14 protein-coding genes are annotated in these 15,479 nt (G+C 71.6%); 8 read left to right on the top strand and 6 right to left on the bottom strand.

Annotated elements, in window-relative coordinates:
* Nucleotides 1-135 precede the first annotated feature (135 nt).
* The 3 genes from LDO26_RS13505 (at nt 136) to LDO26_RS13515 (ending at nt 3,959) form a co-directional block, all read left to right on the top strand.
* A complete protein-coding gene (locus tag LDO26_RS13505) occupies nt 136-1,842 on the top strand; it encodes an alkaline phosphatase family protein (protein WP_232131619.1) in 1,707 nt (568 codons plus the stop codon).
* Between the two features lie 129 nt (nt 1,843-1,971).
* Nucleotides 1,972-2,757, top strand: coding sequence for a 3-hydroxybutyrate dehydrogenase (locus tag LDO26_RS13510; RefSeq protein WP_232131620.1), 786 nt, complete (start codon nt 1,972-1,974; stop codon nt 2,755-2,757).
* Nucleotides 2,754-3,959: a patatin-like phospholipase family protein gene (locus LDO26_RS13515; protein ID WP_232131621.1), complete on the top strand. Its 1,206-nt coding sequence runs from the start codon at nt 2,754-2,756 to the stop codon at nt 3,957-3,959. The genes LDO26_RS13510 and LDO26_RS13515 overlap by 4 nt, the downstream gene beginning before the upstream one ends.
* Nucleotides 3,960-4,023: 64 nt before the next feature.
* Here the strand turns inward: LDO26_RS13515 and LDO26_RS13520 are convergent, their stop codons facing one another.
* Complete coding sequence (locus LDO26_RS13520) at nt 4,024-4,485, bottom strand: HemJ family protein (protein ID WP_232131622.1); 462 nt, start codon at nt 4,483-4,485, stop codon at nt 4,024-4,026.
* Between the two features lie 101 nt (nt 4,486-4,586).
* Here LDO26_RS13520 and LDO26_RS13525 point away from each other — a divergent pair, with 101 nt between their 5' ends.
* Nucleotides 4,587-5,177 carry a class I SAM-dependent methyltransferase gene (locus tag LDO26_RS13525; RefSeq protein ID WP_232131623.1) on the top strand — a complete coding sequence of 197 codons (591 nt, stop codon included), beginning with the start codon at nt 4,587-4,589 and terminating at the stop codon, nt 5,175-5,177.
* Nucleotides 5,178-5,308: 131 nt separating this feature from the next.
* A complete protein-coding gene (locus LDO26_RS13530; protein ID WP_232131624.1) occupies nt 5,309-6,649 on the top strand; it encodes a polyhydroxyalkanoate depolymerase in 1,341 nt (446 codons plus the stop codon).
* Nucleotides 6,650-6,791: 142 nt separating this feature from the next.
* Here LDO26_RS13530 and LDO26_RS13535 read toward each other — a convergent pair whose 3' ends face one another.
* Together LDO26_RS13535 and LDO26_RS13540 are read right to left on the bottom strand one after the other, a co-directional pair.
* Nucleotides 6,792-7,700: a sensor domain-containing protein gene (locus tag LDO26_RS13535; protein ID WP_232131625.1), complete on the bottom strand. Its 909-nt coding sequence runs from the start codon at nt 7,698-7,700 to the stop codon at nt 6,792-6,794.
* The gene (locus LDO26_RS13540) at nt 7,697-8,074 is read right to left on the bottom strand and encodes a PadR family transcriptional regulator (RefSeq protein WP_232131626.1); all 378 of its coding nucleotides are present in this window, start codon (nt 8,072-8,074) and stop codon (nt 7,697-7,699) included. The genes LDO26_RS13535 and LDO26_RS13540 overlap by 4 nt, the downstream gene beginning before the upstream one ends.
* Nucleotides 8,075-8,195: 121 nt before the next feature.
* Here LDO26_RS13540 and LDO26_RS13545 point away from each other — a divergent pair, with 121 nt between their 5' ends.
* From LDO26_RS13545 to LDO26_RS13555, 3 genes are all read left to right on the top strand, one after another.
* On the top strand, nt 8,196-9,146 hold the full coding sequence (locus LDO26_RS13545) for a peptidylprolyl isomerase (protein WP_232131627.1): 951 nt from the start codon (nt 8,196-8,198) through the stop codon (nt 9,144-9,146).
* Nucleotides 9,143-9,676: a GNAT family N-acetyltransferase gene (locus LDO26_RS13550; protein WP_232131628.1), complete on the top strand. Its 534-nt coding sequence runs from the start codon at nt 9,143-9,145 to the stop codon at nt 9,674-9,676. Before LDO26_RS13545 ends, LDO26_RS13550 begins: the two co-directional genes overlap by 4 nt.
* 132 nt (nt 9,677-9,808) lie before the next feature.
* Nucleotides 9,809-10,102 carry a hypothetical protein gene (locus LDO26_RS13555; protein WP_232131629.1) on the top strand — a complete coding sequence of 98 codons (294 nt, stop codon included), beginning with the start codon at nt 9,809-9,811 and terminating at the stop codon, nt 10,100-10,102.
* A gap of 54 nt (nt 10,103-10,156) precedes the next feature.
* Here the strand turns inward: LDO26_RS13555 and LDO26_RS13560 are convergent, their stop codons facing one another.
* From LDO26_RS13560 to LDO26_RS13570, 3 genes are all read right to left on the bottom strand, one after another.
* Nucleotides 10,157-11,110: an aldo/keto reductase gene (locus LDO26_RS13560; RefSeq protein ID WP_232131630.1), complete on the bottom strand. Its 954-nt coding sequence runs from the start codon at nt 11,108-11,110 to the stop codon at nt 10,157-10,159.
* Nucleotides 11,111-11,293: 183 nt separating this feature from the next.
* A complete protein-coding gene (locus LDO26_RS13565) occupies nt 11,294-13,165 on the bottom strand; it encodes a carboxypeptidase regulatory-like domain-containing protein (RefSeq protein ID WP_232131631.1) in 1,872 nt (623 codons plus the stop codon).
* The gene (locus tag LDO26_RS13570) at nt 13,162-15,471 is read right to left on the bottom strand and encodes a DUF4175 domain-containing protein (protein ID WP_232131684.1); all 2,310 of its coding nucleotides are present in this window, start codon (nt 15,469-15,471) and stop codon (nt 13,162-13,164) included. Before LDO26_RS13570 ends, LDO26_RS13565 begins: the two co-directional genes overlap by 4 nt.
* Nucleotides 15,472-15,479 lie beyond the last annotated feature (8 nt).

The raw sequence follows: 15,479 nt of genomic DNA on the forward strand, positions 1-15,479 counted from the left end.
CCGGACGCGGAATTGGGCACCATACCGGACCCTTGTCGGCGTGGCGACGGCATCGCCGAAACGTCGGCGTGTCATTGGCGGGACACTGAAGACCCGCATAATTGCCGGCTGCCAACCCGCACAGGATCCCTGCCGATGTCGCGTCACCGCCTGCTCCAGGCCATCTCCACCGGCCTCGCCACCGCCCTGCTGGCGGCCTGCGCCGCCACCCCGGACCGCGCCGCCGCCGTCTCCGTCGACGTGCCGTCCGCGGCCACCCGCGCCGACGAAACCGCCGAATGGTGGTACCGCAGCGGCGCGTCGCGCGCGGCCGGCAACGGCGCGATGGCCGGCAACGCGAAGAACGTCATCGTGTTCCTCGGCGACGGCATGAGCCTGACCACGGTCGCCGCCGCGCGCATCCTCGAGGGCCAGCGCGCCGGCCGCAGCGGCGAGGAGAACCAGCTCAGCTGGGAGCACTTCCCCAATACCGGCCTGTCCAAGACCTACAACACCGATTCGCAGACGCCCGATTCGGCCGGCACGATGACCGCGATCGCGACCGGGGTGAAATCGCACATGGGCGCGATCGGCGTCTCCGCCGGCAACCGCTTCGACTGCGCCGACAGCCAGGGCCGCCACCTGCAGTCCTGGCTGCGCCTGGCCAGCGACGCCGGGCTCGCCACCGGCATCGTCACCACCGCGCGCCTGACCCATGCGACGCCGGCGGCGACCTACGCGCACGTGCCCGAGCGCAATTGGGAGAACGACACCGACCTGCCCGAAGAGGCCGTCGCCGCCGGCTGCCGCGACATCGCCCAGCAACTGCTCGACTTCGACGCCGGCCGCGGCCCGCGGGTGCTGATGGGCGGCGGGCGCGGCGAGTTCCTGCCGGTGTCCGAGCGCGACCCGGAAAACCCCGACAAGGTCGGCCAGCGTCTCGACGGACGCAACCTGCCGGCCGAATGGCTGGCCGCCAATCCCGGCGGGACCTATGTCTGGAACACCGCGCAGCTGCGCGCGTCGGCCGCTGCCGACGCGGTGCTCGGCCTGTTCGAATACGACCACATGCAGTACGAGCACGATCGCGACCGCGGCGACGACGGCGAGCCGGACCTGGCCGAGATGACCCGCTTCGCGATCGAGAACCTGCAGCGCGACGGCAACGGCTACGTGCTGCTGGTCGAGAGCGGCCGCATCGACCACGCCAACCACGAAGGCAACGCCTTCCGCGCGCTCGACGAGACCGTGGCGATGTCGCGCGCGGTGCAGGCCGCGGCCGAGATGACCTCGGCCGACGACACCCTGATCCTGGTCACCGCGGACCATTCGCACACGCTCAACTTCGTCGGCTACCCGGTGCGCGGCAACCCGATCCTCGGCAAGGTGCGCGGGCGGGTCAACGAGGACGACGACCCGAACGCCTATGCGCTCGACGCCACCGGTCTGACCTACACCACCCTGGTCTACGCCAACGGTCCCGGCTACACCGGCGCCAGCAACCAGCAGCCGGCCGGCCCCAAGACCCACCTGCACAAGCCCAGCCGCTTCCAGCCCGCCGACGGCCGGCCGGACCTGCTCGAGGTCGACACCGAGCATCCGGATTTCATGCAGGAGGCGCTGGTGCCGATGAACAGCGAATCCCATGGCGGCGACGACGTCGGCATCTGGGCCCGCGGCCCGGGCAGCGACGCGGTGCGCGGCACGATGGAGCAGAACGTGATCTACCACATCCTCGTGCAGGCCACGCCGGCGCTGCGCGCGCAGCTGTGCGCCCAGGGCCGCTGCAATGCCGACGGCGTGCCGGTCGAGCTGCCACGCCTGCAGCCCGTCCCGGCCCCGGCGCCGGCGACGGCCGAGTAACGAGTAACCGGCGGGCGGACGGCGGGCCCCGTGGCCCGCCACCGCGCGGCGGGCAAGCTGCACCAAGGTACGAGGCAGCCGTCATCGGCTGCGGCTAAGCTGGAACTCCCGCAATTCCGGAGCAACAGCATGAACCGTCTCGATGGCAAGGTCTGCGTGGTCACCGGCGCGGCCAGCGGCATCGGCAAGCGCATCGCCGAGGTCTATGCCGGCGCCGGCGCGAAGGTCGCGATCGCCGACCTCAAGCTCGACGCCGCCGAGGCCACCGTATCGGCGATCCGCGACGCCGGCGGCGACGCGCTGGCGGTGGCGATGGACGTCACCGACGAGGCCCAGGTCGTTGACGGCATCGCCGCCGTCGTCGCCCGCTACGGCAAGGTCGACGTCCTGGTGTCGAACGCCGGCATCCAGATCGTCAACAAGGTCACCGACTTCAGCCTCGCCGACTGGCGGAAGATGCTCGCCATCCACCTCGACGGCGCCTTCCTGACCACGCGTGAGTGCCTGCGCGACATGGAGAAGCGCGGCGACGGCGGCGCGATCATCTACATGGGCTCGGTGCATTCGCACCTGGCCTCGAAGCTGAAGGCGCCCTACGTCACCGCAAAGCATGGCATCCTCGGCCTGGCGCGCACGGTCGCCAAGGAGGCCGCCGCCTACGGCGTGCGGGCCAACGTGATCTGCCCGGGTTTCGTGCGTACGCCGCTGGTCGAGAAGCAGATCCCCGAGCAGGCGCAGGAACTGGGTATCAGCGAGGAGGACGTGGTGAAGAACGTCATGCTCAAGGACACCGTCGACGGCGAGTTCACCACCGTCGACGACGTCGCCAACGTCGCGCTGACGCTGGCCGCGTTCGAGACCAATGCGCTGACCGGCCAGAGCCTCGTCGTCAGCCACGGCTGGTTCATGCAATGAACGCCGCGCCCGCCAGCGCTGCGGTGCAGGCGCAGGTGGCGCGCTATCCCACCGTCGCGCTGGTACTGCAGGGCGGGGGCGCGCTCGGCGGCTACCAGTGCGGCGTCTACGAGCGCCTGCACACCGCCGGCATCGATCCCAACTGGTTCGCCGGCATCTCGATCGGCGCGATCAACGCCGCGATCCTGGCCGGCAACCCGCCCGAATCCCGCGTCGCGCAGCTGCGCGCGTTCTGGCAGCTGATCGTCGAGCCGGCCGGGCCGATGGCGGTGTCGGCGCTGGCGATCCGCACCCTCGTCGCCGGCCTGCCCGAGCACCCGGCGCTGCTGTCGTGGGCGCGCGGCATGAGCGCCTACAGCGCGCTGCTGCAGGGCCAGCGCGGCTTCTTCGAGGCACGCACCGCCTCACCCTTCCTGTACGGCGACGGCAGCGACGCGGCGACGAGCTTCTACGACACCACGCCGCTGCGCGAGACCCTGCTGCGCTTCGTCGACTTCGACCGCATCAACGACGACCCGGACATCCGCCTGACGGTCGGCGCGGCCAGCGTGACCCGCGGCAACTTCCGCTACTTCGACAGCGCGCTGGAGACGATCCGGGTCGAGCACATCCTCGCCTCGGGCGCGCTGCCGCCGGCGTTTCCCGCGGTGGAGATCGACGGCGAGCCGTACTGGGACGGCGGCATCGTGTCGAATACGCCGCTGGAATACATCCTCGACTGCCGCCCGCACGAGGACACGCTGGTGTTCCAGGTCGACCTGTGGAGCGCACACGGCCCGCGTCCGCAGACGATGATGGACGTGCTCGAACGCATGAAGGACGTGCGCTTTTCCAGCCGCACCCGCCACGGGACGCAGATGGTCGAGATGGCGCAGAAGCTGCGCACCTCGCTGAAGGAGCTGATCGCCCGGCTGCCGGACCGCAAGCTGCCGCCGCACCTGCAGGAGGCGCTGTCGCCCTACCTCGACGACCGCGTGTTCAACATCATCCACCTGATCTACCAGACCAAGCCGCACGAGCAGCAGAGCAAGGACTACGCGTTCGGCCAGATCCCGCTGCGCGAGCACTGGGAGAGCGGCGTGCGCGACATGGACCGCACCCTGCAGCATCCCGAATACTTCGCCCTGCCCGACCGTGCGATCGGCTCGGCGACCCATGACGTGCATCGTGCGCGGCGCAGGAAACGCGCGGACAAGACTTGAGCCATGCCGCGGATCCGGTTGCCCGCTTCCGCAGCCGGCGGCGGGCAACCGCAACGGCGGGACGTCAGAACGGCTTGGCCAGCACCAGCCAGACCACGCCGACCAGCAGCAGCACCGGGATCTCGTTGAACCAGCGCAGGGTCTTCGTCGACGGCAGCGCGCGGCCGGCATCGACGCCCTTCAGCCAGCGGCCGGCGACGACGAAATGCACCACCAGCAGCACGACCAGCAACAGCTTGGCGTGCAGCCAACCGTCGCCGCCACTGCCGAGCGGCGCCATCGTCGGGAAGTCCGGGATCACCGTATAGCCCAGCCACAGCACCAGACCCAGCAGCAGCGCCAGGCCCAGCATCACGTGGCCGAAGCGGTACAGCCGCCGCCCCATCAGCACCAGCCGCGCGCGCACGTCGGCGGCCGCGCCGGCCTCGACCAGGTTGATCAGGATCCGCGGCAGATAGAACGCGGCCGCGACCCAGGCCATGACGAACACGAGATGGAAGGTCTTGGTCCACAGATAGGCTTGCATGCGGCGCTGGCTCCTCTGGCAGGCGCATAGGATCGCACGTGCCCTCCGTGGAGCGGGATGGTTGCCCCTAGAATGACCGCCCGCCACGCAGACCCCGCCCGATGAACAAGCAGTACGACCGCGCCTACTTCGACCGCTGGTACCGCGCCGGCGGCATCGGCGGCCCGCAGCGGCTGGCGCGCAAGGTCGCGCTGGCGGTCGCGACCGCCGAGTACCACCTCGATCGCCCGCTGCGCACCGTGCTCGACATCGGCTGCGGCGAAGGCGCCTGGCGCGCGCCGCTGCTGAAACTGCGGCCGAACGCACGCTATCTGGGCTTCGACAGCAGCGAATACGCGGTTGCCCGATATGGCCGCGCGCGCAACCTGCGCCTGGCATCGTTCGCCGACTTCCAGCATCTGCGCCCGTGCCCGCCGGTCGACCTGCTGGTCTGCAGCGACGTGCTGCACTACCTGCCGGCGCGCGAGATCGACCGCGGCCTGCCGGGCCTTGCCGAGCTGACCGGCGGCATCGCCTTCCTCGAATGCTTCGCGCGCGGGGACGGCGCCGAAGGCGACGACGACGGCTTCCTGCAACGGCCGGCCCGCTTCTACCGCCAGCGTTTCGCCGCCGCCGGTTTCCGCGCACTGGGTTCGCACTGCTGGCTGTCCCCGGCGCTGGCGGAGGCCGCAACCGCGCTGGAAACCGCGTAACGGCGGCTTTTCCCGCACCTGCGCCGGCGTGGATCCGCGTCCGCAGCCTGTTCGCGGGCCCGGCCACGGTGCGGAATCGTTAACAGGGGCTACTATATGCTGCGACGCAGCACCCTGGAGCCGGACTGGCGATGTTCTATCAACTGCACGAACTGGGCCGCGCCTGGATGAAGCCATGGACGCTGCTGGCCGATGCCAACGCCAAGGCGTTCGCGCACGACGCCACCTGGCTGTCCAACCTGCCCGGCGCCGACCAGATCTCGGCGACCAATGAACTGCTCTACCGCATCGGCAAGGACTACGAGAAGCCGGCCTTCGGCATCCACGAGGTCGAGAACAACGACAACGGCCGTACCTATCCCGTCGTCCAGCTCGACGCGCTGGTCAAGCCGTTCTGCAGGCTGCTGCGCTTCAAGCGCTACACCGACGACTTCCAGCACCTGGAAGTGATGCGTGCGCAGCCGACCGTGCTGGTCGTGGCGCCGCTTTCCGGCCACCACGCGACCCTGCTGCGCGACACCGTGCGCACCCTGCTGCGCGACCACAAGGTCTTCGTCACCGACTGGGTCGACGCGCGCATGGTGCCGACCGAAGCGGGCGAGTTCTCGCTCGACGACTACGTCGCCTACATCGAGGAATTCATCCGCCACATCGGCGCCGACGAACTGCACGTGATCAGCGTCTGCCAGCCGACCGTGCCGGTGCTGGCCGCGGTCTCGCTGATGGCCGCGCGCGGCGAGGCCACGCCGCGCTCGCTGGTGATGATGGGCGGTCCGATCGACACCCGCCAGTCGCCGACCGCGGTCAACAACCTCGCGACGGAAAAGCCGCTGTCGTGGTTCCGCCAGAACGTCATCAACCCGGTGCCGCTGAACTATCCCGGCCACGGCCGTCTGGTCTATCCCGGGTTCCTGCAGCACATGGGATTCATGGCGATGAATCCCGAACGCCACCTCGAATCGCACTGGGACTTCTACCAGGACCTGATCAAGGGCGACCTCGAGGACGCCGACGCCCACCGCCGCTTCTACGACGAGTACAACGCCGTGCTCGACATGCCGGCCGACTACTATCTCGACACGATCCGCGTGGTGTTCCAGGAGCACCTGCTGCCGCGCGGCAAGTGGGACGTCGCCGGCGAGCGCGTGGATCCGTCGAAGATCACCGGCACCGCGCTGCTGACCATCGAGGGCGAACTCGACGACATTTCCGGCGAAGGCCAGACCCGCGCCGCGCACACGCTGTGCACGGGTGTGGCCAAGGCCGACCGCGCGCACATCACCGTCGAGGGCGCCGGCCACTACGGCATCTTCAGCGGCCGGCGCTGGCGCAACCAGGTCTACCCGCAGGTGCGCGACTTCATCGCCGCACATGCACCGCCCGCGGCGGGCGCCGCGGCGAAGACGAAGACGGCGAACAAGCCCGCCGCGCGCAAACGCACTGCGAAGCGGTCGTCACGCCAGGGCGGGTAACCGCGGAGATGCCGGAGGGCGCGTCGGGTCGGACTGCGCCCCGAACATAGAGCGGACCGGCGACCCGCCTTGGTGTCGCCGGTCCGTGGATCTGGACCCGACGCGGGTCAGGACCCGATGCATGTACTGCAAGCCGCCGCGCTCAGCTGTACTGCGCGGTCTTGACCAGCAGATGCTTGGCGATCGCGCCGTGCATGCGGCCGATGCCGCGGAACAGGTGCAGGCTGGCGAACAGCAGCAGCACGCCGACCGCCGACACCGCCGGCAGCAGCCACGGCGCGTGCTTCGGGATGTCGAGGCCGAACAGGTACACGTTCAGGTCGACGCCGGGCAGCAGCGCCAGCGTCGCGACCACCAGCGACAGCGAGAAGCTGAGCAGCGACACCGCGATGGTGAAGTACGCCAGTCCCAGCGGCAGCATCAGCAGCATGTACAGCAGCGTGCTCCAGGTACGCGCGTCGGTGAACATGTCGCCGATGCGCTGCATCCAGTCGCGTCCGCGCGCGGCGTACAGCGGCCGGCGCGGCATGCGCTCGCCGAGCATCACCTCGACGACGCGCCCCTCGACCAGCGACAGCAGCCGCACCGAGCCGAAGAACAGGATCAGCAGCGGGATGCCGATCAACGCGATGCTCAGCCCCAGCGACACCGACAGGCCGACCACCACCCACAGGAAGTAGAACAGGCCCGTCGCCAGCGACAGCATCATGTAGAACAGCGACGAATAGGTGCGTGGATCGGCGGCGACGCCGAAGAAGCGGCCCACCAGCGAACTGCGCGGCTTCGGCGCGGGCGGCCGCAGCGCGGTCTGCACCGTGACCTCGGTGTCGCGGTAGATGTCGGCGACCTCGTCGGGCGCGCCGTAGCTCGACGCGACCGCGGCGATGACCTCGGCCTCGCTCCTGCCGGGGTTCTCGGCCAGCTCCGAGCGCAGGTATTCCTCGGCGTCGTACAGCGCGTCCTGGATCAGCGCGGGATCGGCGCCGGCCAGCGAGCGCCGCAGGTGTTCGAGATATTCGGGGATGTTGTTGGGCAGGCGGCTGCTGTTCATGTGCGTATCCCCTCCAGGACGGCGTCGACGGAATCGCGGGTCGCACGCCAGGCGGCGGCCCATTGGCGCAGGGAAGTCCGCCCTGCCTCGGTGATGCGGTAGTAGCGGCGCGGCGGACCCGCGACCGACGGTTCGACATGGCTGTCAAGCAGGCCGGCCGCGCTGAGGTTGCGCAGCACCGGATACAGCGCGCTCTGCTTGCCGCTGAGCACGCCGTCGCCGACCTGTTCCAGCCGCTTGGCGATCTGGTAGCCGTACATCGGCGCCTCGCTGCCGGCCAGCACCGCCAGCAGCGCCAGCGACACCGTGCCCGCGCTCAGTTCCTTCTGGAACTTGCGCAGCTGCGGGTCGCTGTCGTCGAGGCTGTCGGCCATGTCCCTTCTCCGCTAGGTCGACATCGATCCTATTGCGAAGTTCGCTATAGCGGATGTGCCGGTAGTCACGTGCGACCACGACTCGGCCACAATCGCAGGCTTCGCCGCCCGGAATCCGTCCATGTCCCGCATCGTGTCCCGCTCCGCCCTGCTGTCCGCCGCGCCGCTGCTCACCGCGCTCGCCCTCGCGCTTCCGGGCTGTACGACAACGCCGGCGTCCGGCGCCCCGGCGCGCACCGCGGAGACGCGCTCGACCCAGGAGCTGCTCGACGCCTCGACGCCGGCGGACTGGCGCACGCCGGACCCGGCGGACACGCTGTACATGGAATTGGCGGGCGGCCGCGTGGTCATCGAACTGGCGGCGGATTTCGCTCCGGAACACGTGGCCAACATCCGCACGCTGGCGCGCGAGGGCTTCTGGGACGGGCTGAGCGTGTACCGGTCGCAGGACAACTTCGTCGTGCAGTTCGGCGACATCACCGAGGACGATGCGCCCGGCAAGCCGATCGGCGGCGCGAAAGCGGCGTTGCCGGCGGAGTTCGACCGTTCCGCGGCCGGTCTCGCGTTCCACGCCCTGCCCGATCCCGACGGCTGGGCCGCGCAGACCGGCTTCGTCGACGGCTTCCCGGCCGCGCGCGACGCGCGGACCGGGCGCGCCTGGCTGGCGCACTGTTACGGCACCCTGGGCGCCGGACGCGACATGGCCGCCGATTCGAGCAACGGCACCGAGCTGTACGTCGTCATCGGCCAGTCGCCGCGCCAGCTCGACCGCAACATCACCATCGTCGGCCGCGTGCTGCAGGGCATGGAGCTGCTGAGCGTGCTGCCGCGCGGCAGCGGCCCGCTGGGCTTCTACGAGGACCCCGCGCAGCGCACGCCGATTCGCGCGATCCGGCTCGCCTCGGAGGTGCCCGCCGCGCAGCGCACGCCGATCGAAGTACTGCGTACCGACACGCCGCTGTTCGACGCGGTCGTCGAATCGCGCCGCAACCGCCGCGACGACTGGTACCTGCAGCCGGCCGGGCACATCGACCTGTGCAACATCGGCGTGCCGGTGCGGCTGGCGCCGTGACCACGATCGAGACCCCGCGCCTGCGCCTGCGGCCGCACCAGATCGGCGATTTCGCCGCGATCCACGCGATGCTGTCCGATCCCCAGGTCGTCCGGCACATCGCGCCGGCGCCGCCTCCGGAAGAGGACGTCTGGAACCGCCTGCTGCGCTACATCGGCCATTGGCAGGCATTCGGCTACGGCATCTTCGCGGTGACCGGACGCGACTCCGGCCGGTTCCTCGGCGGCGCGGGCTTCGCCGATTTCCACCGCGGGCTGGGACCGGACTTCGACCGCTCGCCGGAAGCCTCCTGGGTGTTCGCGCGCGAGGCGCAGGGCCGCGGCATCGCAAGCGAGGCCGCGACCGCGATGCATGCCTGGTTCGACGCGCAGCCGTTCGGCGGCCGCAGCGTCTGCATCATCGATCCGGACAACGCGGCCTCGCGCCGGCTGGCCGCACGGCTGGGCTATGTCGAAACCGGCGAAGTGCACTACCACGCTGCGCCGACGCTGGCGTTCGAACGGCTGCGCGGCGCAAGCCCGCGGACGTGATGCGACGCGCATGCGATCCGCCGTTCCCGCCGCGGCGCCTGCGGGCAACGCGTTCATCAGGCAACGCGCTCATCACGCCGCCTTGGCCCGCCGCTGCCTAGCCTGCGGTTCCCCGTCCCACGAGGAACCGACATGTCCATGCTCCGCATCCGCCTGACCGGCAGTGACGACACCGCGCGTGCGGTCATCAATCTCCTGCAGAGCGTGGAGGGCATCGAGCACGTCGAGGAGATCGACGACCTGATGCCGCACATGGACGATGCCGACTCCAGTTCCGCGGGCCTGAGTGACGTCGAAGGCCCGCAGATGCACGAGATCGAGGTCGAGGCCGGCAATCCGTCGACCGCGCGCAAGGTCCGCGAGGCCGTCGAGGCGCTGGCGTTCGACCTCGACGCGCTGGTCGAGTTCGAGGAAGACGAAGGCTGAGGTCGCCGCCACCGCAGTGGAGAGGGTAGCGCGCGGGACGCGCGACCGCCCGGATCAGGCTGCCGGCAGTGACTCGACCAGTTCGATCATCCGCTGCCGCTGCGCCGCGTCCGGCAACCGGCCGCGTCCGGCGCCGAGGTTGTCGATCAGGTTGCTGGCACGACTGGTCGCCGGGGTGACGCAGGTCACCGCCGGATGCGCGGCCACGTATTTCAGGAAGAACTGCCCCCAGGTCGTCGCATCGAATTCCGCCGCCCATTCGGGCAGCGCGCGGTCGCCGACCCGGTTCCACAGGCGGGTGCGGCCGAACGGCACGTAGACCAGCACGCCGATGCCGCGTTCGGCCGCCAGCGGCAGGATCGTCTCCTCGACGTCGCGGTTGTCGATCGCGTAGTCGACGCCGATGAAATCGATCGGTTCGTTCTGCATCACCTCGATCAACCGCGGGTACGCCGGCTTGCTGGTCGAGGTGACGCCGACGTAGCGCACCCGACCGGCTTCCTTGAGCCCGCGCAGGATGCCGAGCTGGGTCGGCACGTCGCCGAGGTTGTGGACCTGGATCAGGTCGACGACCGGCTTGCCGATGCGTTCGAACGAGGTTTCGATCTGCGCCCGCGCCGCCGCCGGATCGGCCTGTGCGTTGGGCTCGCGCCCGGCCACGTTGACCTTGGTGGCCCAGAAGATCTCGTCGGTGATGCCCAGTTCGGTCGCGATCCGGCCGGCCACTTCCTCCGAGGCGCCATAGCTGGGCGCGGTATCGAATACCTTGCCGCCCTGGTCGATCAGGGTCCGCAGCACCTCGCGCAACGCGCTGATGTCCTCGCTGCGCGCCACCTGCGAGAACGTGGCCGAACTGCCCAGCCCGATCAGCGGCAACTGCTGCCCGCTCGACGGGATGGCGCGGGTCAGCAGGGGTTGCCGGGTGGCGGCCAGCAACGCGGCGGACGGCAGGGCCAGCGACAGGCCGGCACCGAGGGTGAGTTTCAGGCAATCGCGACGTGAAGGCATGGAGAGACTCCTGGTGATCGACGCGGCATCGCGTCGCGCGCCGCGGGGCGCCTGCCGCGGAACGGCGACAGGCAGGGATCGGGCGACCGGCCCGTCACGCCCGCATCGGGGCATCGATCGCGCCGGACAACGCGTTCAAGGTATCGAGGTGTCGCCCGAGTCTGCAGCAGGCACCGCGAGGCTTCAACCCGGATGCGATGACCTGCCGCCGCGCGACGCGACGGAGCCCTTGCCGTCGCCTCGTCCGAGCGTCGAACGCTCCAGCGCCCACAGCCCGGCGACGACCGCCAGCCAGGCCGCGAACCAGGGCCAGGACGCACCGCGTCGCGGCTGCGCTGCACGCATGTCGCCGGACGCTGCCGTGCCCGATTCGCGTACAAGGGCAACGGTCGCATCGCGCAGCGCCGCCGCATGCAGCGCGATGCCGACGTCGGGCGATGCCACGTGGAACGGGCGTTCGACGCCATCGTCGGCGATCACGCGGTGCCACCCGGCAAGGCGGGGCCAGAATCCCGCGCAGTCTCCTTCCCCTGCCCGTGGATCGACCTGCAACTGCGCCGGACCACCGTCGGGCGCGACGACACGGTCGTCTGCGCCGAGGCCGCACAGCACGAGCCGCTGGCCGACCCGGCGTTCGCCGCGGACGTCGACCGCGGCGGCGTCGCCCGCACGCGCCAGCGTGGAGAACCAGCCGCTCCACAGCTCCGCATGCACGTCGCCGCGGCCGGCGGTCGCCAGCTGCCAGCTGTCCTCGATGGCGGTCACGCCGATGCGGCCCCGCCCCAGTGCCTGCCACAGCGCGAGATCGTCCGGTCCGCGCAGGCCGTCGAACGCGGCCGCATCGCCGCGCAACGGGCGATACGCCAGCGTCGGCAGCGCTTCGGTCGCGAGCGTGGCATCGAACGGCGCGTCGTCGCTGCCCCCGCCGAGCCGCGCGCGCAGGACCGCGACATCGCGCGTGTCCGCCGCGAACTGCAGGGGACGTGCGTTCGTCTCCGCGGCGACGTCGAGTCCGAACGCGCGCAGCTGGGGGCGCAGCGCATCCGGCATCCCGCCCGGGGCGTGCACCAGCACGCCGAGCCCGCCCTGCACGGCCTCGCGCAGGGCCGCGCGCTGCGCGGGGCCGAGGCTGGCGAACGCACGCGCATCGGACACCACGAGATCGAGCGCCGCGAGCGCGGCGCGGTCGAGCGAGGTCCCCGGATCGGCGACGCGCGCGCCACCGCCGAGCTCGATGCGCAGGCGCGTCGACAGCCCGGCATCGTCGGCCCAGCGCCGCAGGTACTTGGTTTCCGGATTCGGCGCGGCCGCCAGCAGCAGGACCCGCGGCGGCGTCTGCGCGAGGGTCCACACCGGCACCGGCAGGCGCTCGACGATCGCATCGACACCATCGCCGAGCTGCAGCGCGTAGAGCGCCGTGCCCGCGATCCGCGCCGTGGCATCCAGCGCGAACCTGCCCGCCGCGTCCGGCGTGCCGACCGCGACGCGACGGCCCGCGGGGTCCAGCAGCGCGATGCGCGCGTCGTCGACGCCGGCGACGCGCCCGTGCACGACGAAGCGCTGTCCCGGTGCGACCGCATCCGGTGCCGACACGGCGACGATGCCGCGCGGCGGCGGCGCTGCCGAGAACGCCACCGCACGTCCGTCGACCGCATCGCGGTCGCGCGCTTCCAGCCCGGCGCCGACGATGTGCAGGCGCGCGGTCCGCGGGTGGCGGCGCAGCGCGGTCGCCAGATCCGGCACCGCGTCCGCGCCCGCGACCTCGCCCGCCTCCGGCAAGGACACGACGCGGTCGCCCGCGGCGGCATCGAGCTGCGCACGCGTCGCCCCCGCGGTCGCGACCACCAGCGTGCCGGACGCGGCCGGCAGCGATGGCGGCAGCAGGGTCAGGTACAGCAGGCCGGCGGCCGCCGCCTGCAGCACGAGGATCGCGACGACGCGCCATGTCCGCGGTCGCGCCGCGGCCGGACTGCGACGGGTGCCGAGCAGCAGCCGCAACGTCGCGACAGCGACGGCGGCGACGAGCGCAATGGCGATGATCCGCTCCGGCGTCATGGGCCCGCCTCCCCGCGCAGGCCATCGAGATAGCGCGCACCGGCCGCGTCGACCGGCGCGCGCCGCAGGACGGCGGGCGGCGGGCGCCGAAGCGCGGTCCACAAGGCGGCACGCAGGGCCTGCCTGCAATCGTCGCAGGCCGGCTCGCGTCGCAGGGCGTCGATCGCGGCGACCAGCGCCAGCGGATCCTCGATGCGCGACGGATGCGATCGCAGCCAGGCCTCGAGGGCATCGAGGTCCGGTTCGACAGTATCGGCCCCCGCACCGGCCGTCCCCGGATCGAGCAGTGCGGTCCACGCTGCATCGAGCGCGGCGCCGTCGTCGTCGCGCACGACATCGGGCACGCGCCGCGGCGCGATGCCGTCGCGGTCGCCGCCGAGCCGCCGCGTCGGGTCGACGGGCGGCAACTGCTGCCCGACGCGCGCCAGATAGATGCGATCGGCCTGCTGGACCTGCTTGATCAGCTCCAGCGCGCGGTTCGCGTACGGCAGCGCTTGGTCGGGCGCGGCCTGGCGCAGGTGCAGTTCGGACTGCCACATCTCGCGCAGGGCGCCGCGCAGCAGTTCGCGGGTCTTCGGGTCGAGCAGCGTCGCCGCTTCCGGCAGGTCGTGGGTATGCCCGAACTCGGCGAGCACGTCCTCGGCGCGGCCGAACACCGGCGTTCCGGCATCCGGCTCGCCGGGGCCGTGGTCATGATCATGGTCGTGATCATGGCCGCCGGCGCCCGCAGGGGCCGTCGCGCCGTCGTGCCCGTGGTCGCGAGCGTGTCCGTCCGTGTCGTGCGCGTCGTCGGAAACCGCGGGCGCATCGTCCTGCCCGTAGTCGTCGATCGGCAACGGTCTGCGCGGGGGCGGGGGCGGCGCATCGTCGGCATCGGCGGTGGGCAACGGGCGGCGGCCGCCCTCGCTCTCCTCGCCGAGGAACTGGCCATAGCGCAGCCGCAGCAGGCGCTGGTCGACGCCGATCGTGTCCGATCGCGTCGCGAACGTGTCCGCCGCCAGCCGCGGCTTCTCGCGCAGCAGCGCCTCGGCGTCGATGATGACCTGGCGCTGGCTGCGGAAGTACGCCGGCAGCACGTCGCGCGCAAGGCCTTCGAGCCCATCGGCATCCGGCGGCGCCGGCACGGGCCAGCGCAGGATCAGGCTCGGGCTGCGCGCGCGCTGCGGCTGCGGCGCGCGGTTGTCGCCGACCTCGAGCTGGGCGACGAGATCCCCGCCTTCGGCAAGCCCCTGGGCGACCGGATCGATCGCGATCGCGTACCGCTTCGTGCGCGCGTCGCCGTCGCCGCGCAGCGGCAGGCTGCGCTCGACGAACGTGATGTTCTCGCCCGTGCCCAGCGCCAGCGTCAGCCGCAGGGTCGCATCGGCGGCGATGCCGTGGTCGTCCTCGGCCTCGAAACGCAGATCCCAGCGACGCTGGCCGGGCGCCAGCATCGTCAGCGTGTCCGCGGGCTGCAGCACGCGGACCCGTGGCGGCCGGTCGGCGACCGCGTCGAGCCGCCACAGCCGCGCGGTCGCCTCGTCGGTGGCCGGCAGGTCGACGCCACCGACGGTCGGCACGATGCGGTACAGCGTCGAACGCGCCAGCACCTGCGTGGTCGTCCAGGACTCCCCCTCGCGGACCAGCGGCAGCGTTCCGCCATCGTGGAAGCGCAGCGCCACGCCATCGGGCGGTGCGGAGAACCGCAGGGTCCAGCGCAACGTGCTGCCGGCCGGCGCCTGCACCGCCAGGGTTTCGGCATCGCGCGCCGGCAGGCCGGTGTAGGCCGGCGGCGCGACATGGAGGGTCGCCTCCACGATGCGCGGTGCGGCCGCGCCGGCCGCCGCGGCGGCCGTCGGGCTCGGCTGCCGGTCCTGCGGCGGGGTCGCCGGCCAGAACACCGCGAACGCGCACAGGATCGATGCGAGCGCCCACGCGATGCCGATCCAGCGCCAGGGCAGCGGCGGCGGCGCGAGCGCCTGCCGACCGGCCGGCAGGCGCGCAAGCAGGCGCGCGCGCTGCAACCGTTGCAACGGTGCCAGTTGCCGGTCGTCGGCGAACAGCAGATCGGCGCTGTCGTCCATGTCGCCGCGACCGGCATTGAGCCGGCGCAGCAGCCAGGTGCGGTCGCGGCGGCGCGCACGCTGCGCCGCGATCGCCGCGGCGATCGCGCTGCCCGTTGCCGCCAGCACCACGGCAACCCATGGCGTCCCGACCCGCAGGGCAATGGCGACGACCGCCAGCACCGCCGCGCCTGCGATCGCGGCGACACCTGCGATCGCACGCCAGCGGGCCCCGCGCAGCATCTGCCGCAACTGCGGGGCCATGTCCGCCG

It is taken from the genome of Proluteimonas luteida (genome assembly GCF_021191695.1).
Classification (GTDB): domain Bacteria; phylum Pseudomonadota; class Gammaproteobacteria; order Xanthomonadales; family Xanthomonadaceae; genus Luteimonas; species Luteimonas luteida.

What these genes read in the sequence shown, in the direction of transcription:
- LDO26_RS13505 (WP_232131619.1), top strand. Translation starts at nt 136, where the DNA reads ATGTCGCGTCACCGCCTGCTCCAGGCCATCTCCACCGGCCTCGCCACC.
- LDO26_RS13510 (WP_232131620.1), top strand. Translation starts at nt 1,972, where the DNA reads ATGAACCGTCTCGATGGCAAGGTCTGCGTGGTCACCGGCGCGGCCAGC.
- LDO26_RS13515 (WP_232131621.1), top strand. Translation starts at nt 2,754, where the DNA reads ATGAACGCCGCGCCCGCCAGCGCTGCGGTGCAGGCGCAGGTGGCGCGC.
- LDO26_RS13520 (WP_232131622.1), bottom strand. Translation starts at nt 4,485, where the DNA reads ATGCAAGCCTATCTGTGGACCAAGACCTTCCATCTCGTGTTCGTCATG.
- LDO26_RS13525 (WP_232131623.1), top strand. Translation starts at nt 4,587, where the DNA reads ATGAACAAGCAGTACGACCGCGCCTACTTCGACCGCTGGTACCGCGCC.
- LDO26_RS13530 (WP_232131624.1), top strand. Translation starts at nt 5,309, where the DNA reads ATGTTCTATCAACTGCACGAACTGGGCCGCGCCTGGATGAAGCCATGG.
- LDO26_RS13535 (WP_232131625.1), bottom strand. Translation starts at nt 7,700, where the DNA reads ATGAACAGCAGCCGCCTGCCCAACAACATCCCCGAATATCTCGAACAC.
- LDO26_RS13540 (WP_232131626.1), bottom strand. Translation starts at nt 8,074, where the DNA reads ATGGCCGACAGCCTCGACGACAGCGACCCGCAGCTGCGCAAGTTCCAG.
- LDO26_RS13545 (WP_232131627.1), top strand. Translation starts at nt 8,196, where the DNA reads ATGTCCCGCATCGTGTCCCGCTCCGCCCTGCTGTCCGCCGCGCCGCTG.
- LDO26_RS13555 (WP_232131629.1), top strand. Translation starts at nt 9,809, where the DNA reads ATGTCCATGCTCCGCATCCGCCTGACCGGCAGTGACGACACCGCGCGT.
- LDO26_RS13560 (WP_232131630.1), bottom strand. Translation starts at nt 11,110, where the DNA reads ATGCCTTCACGTCGCGATTGCCTGAAACTCACCCTCGGTGCCGGCCTG.
- LDO26_RS13565 (WP_232131631.1), bottom strand. Translation starts at nt 13,165, where the DNA reads ATGACGCCGGAGCGGATCATCGCCATTGCGCTCGTCGCCGCCGTCGCT.
- LDO26_RS13570 (WP_232131684.1), bottom strand. Translation starts at nt 15,471, where the DNA reads ATGGCCCCGCAGTTGCGGCAGATGCTGCGCGGGGCCCGCTGGCGTGCG.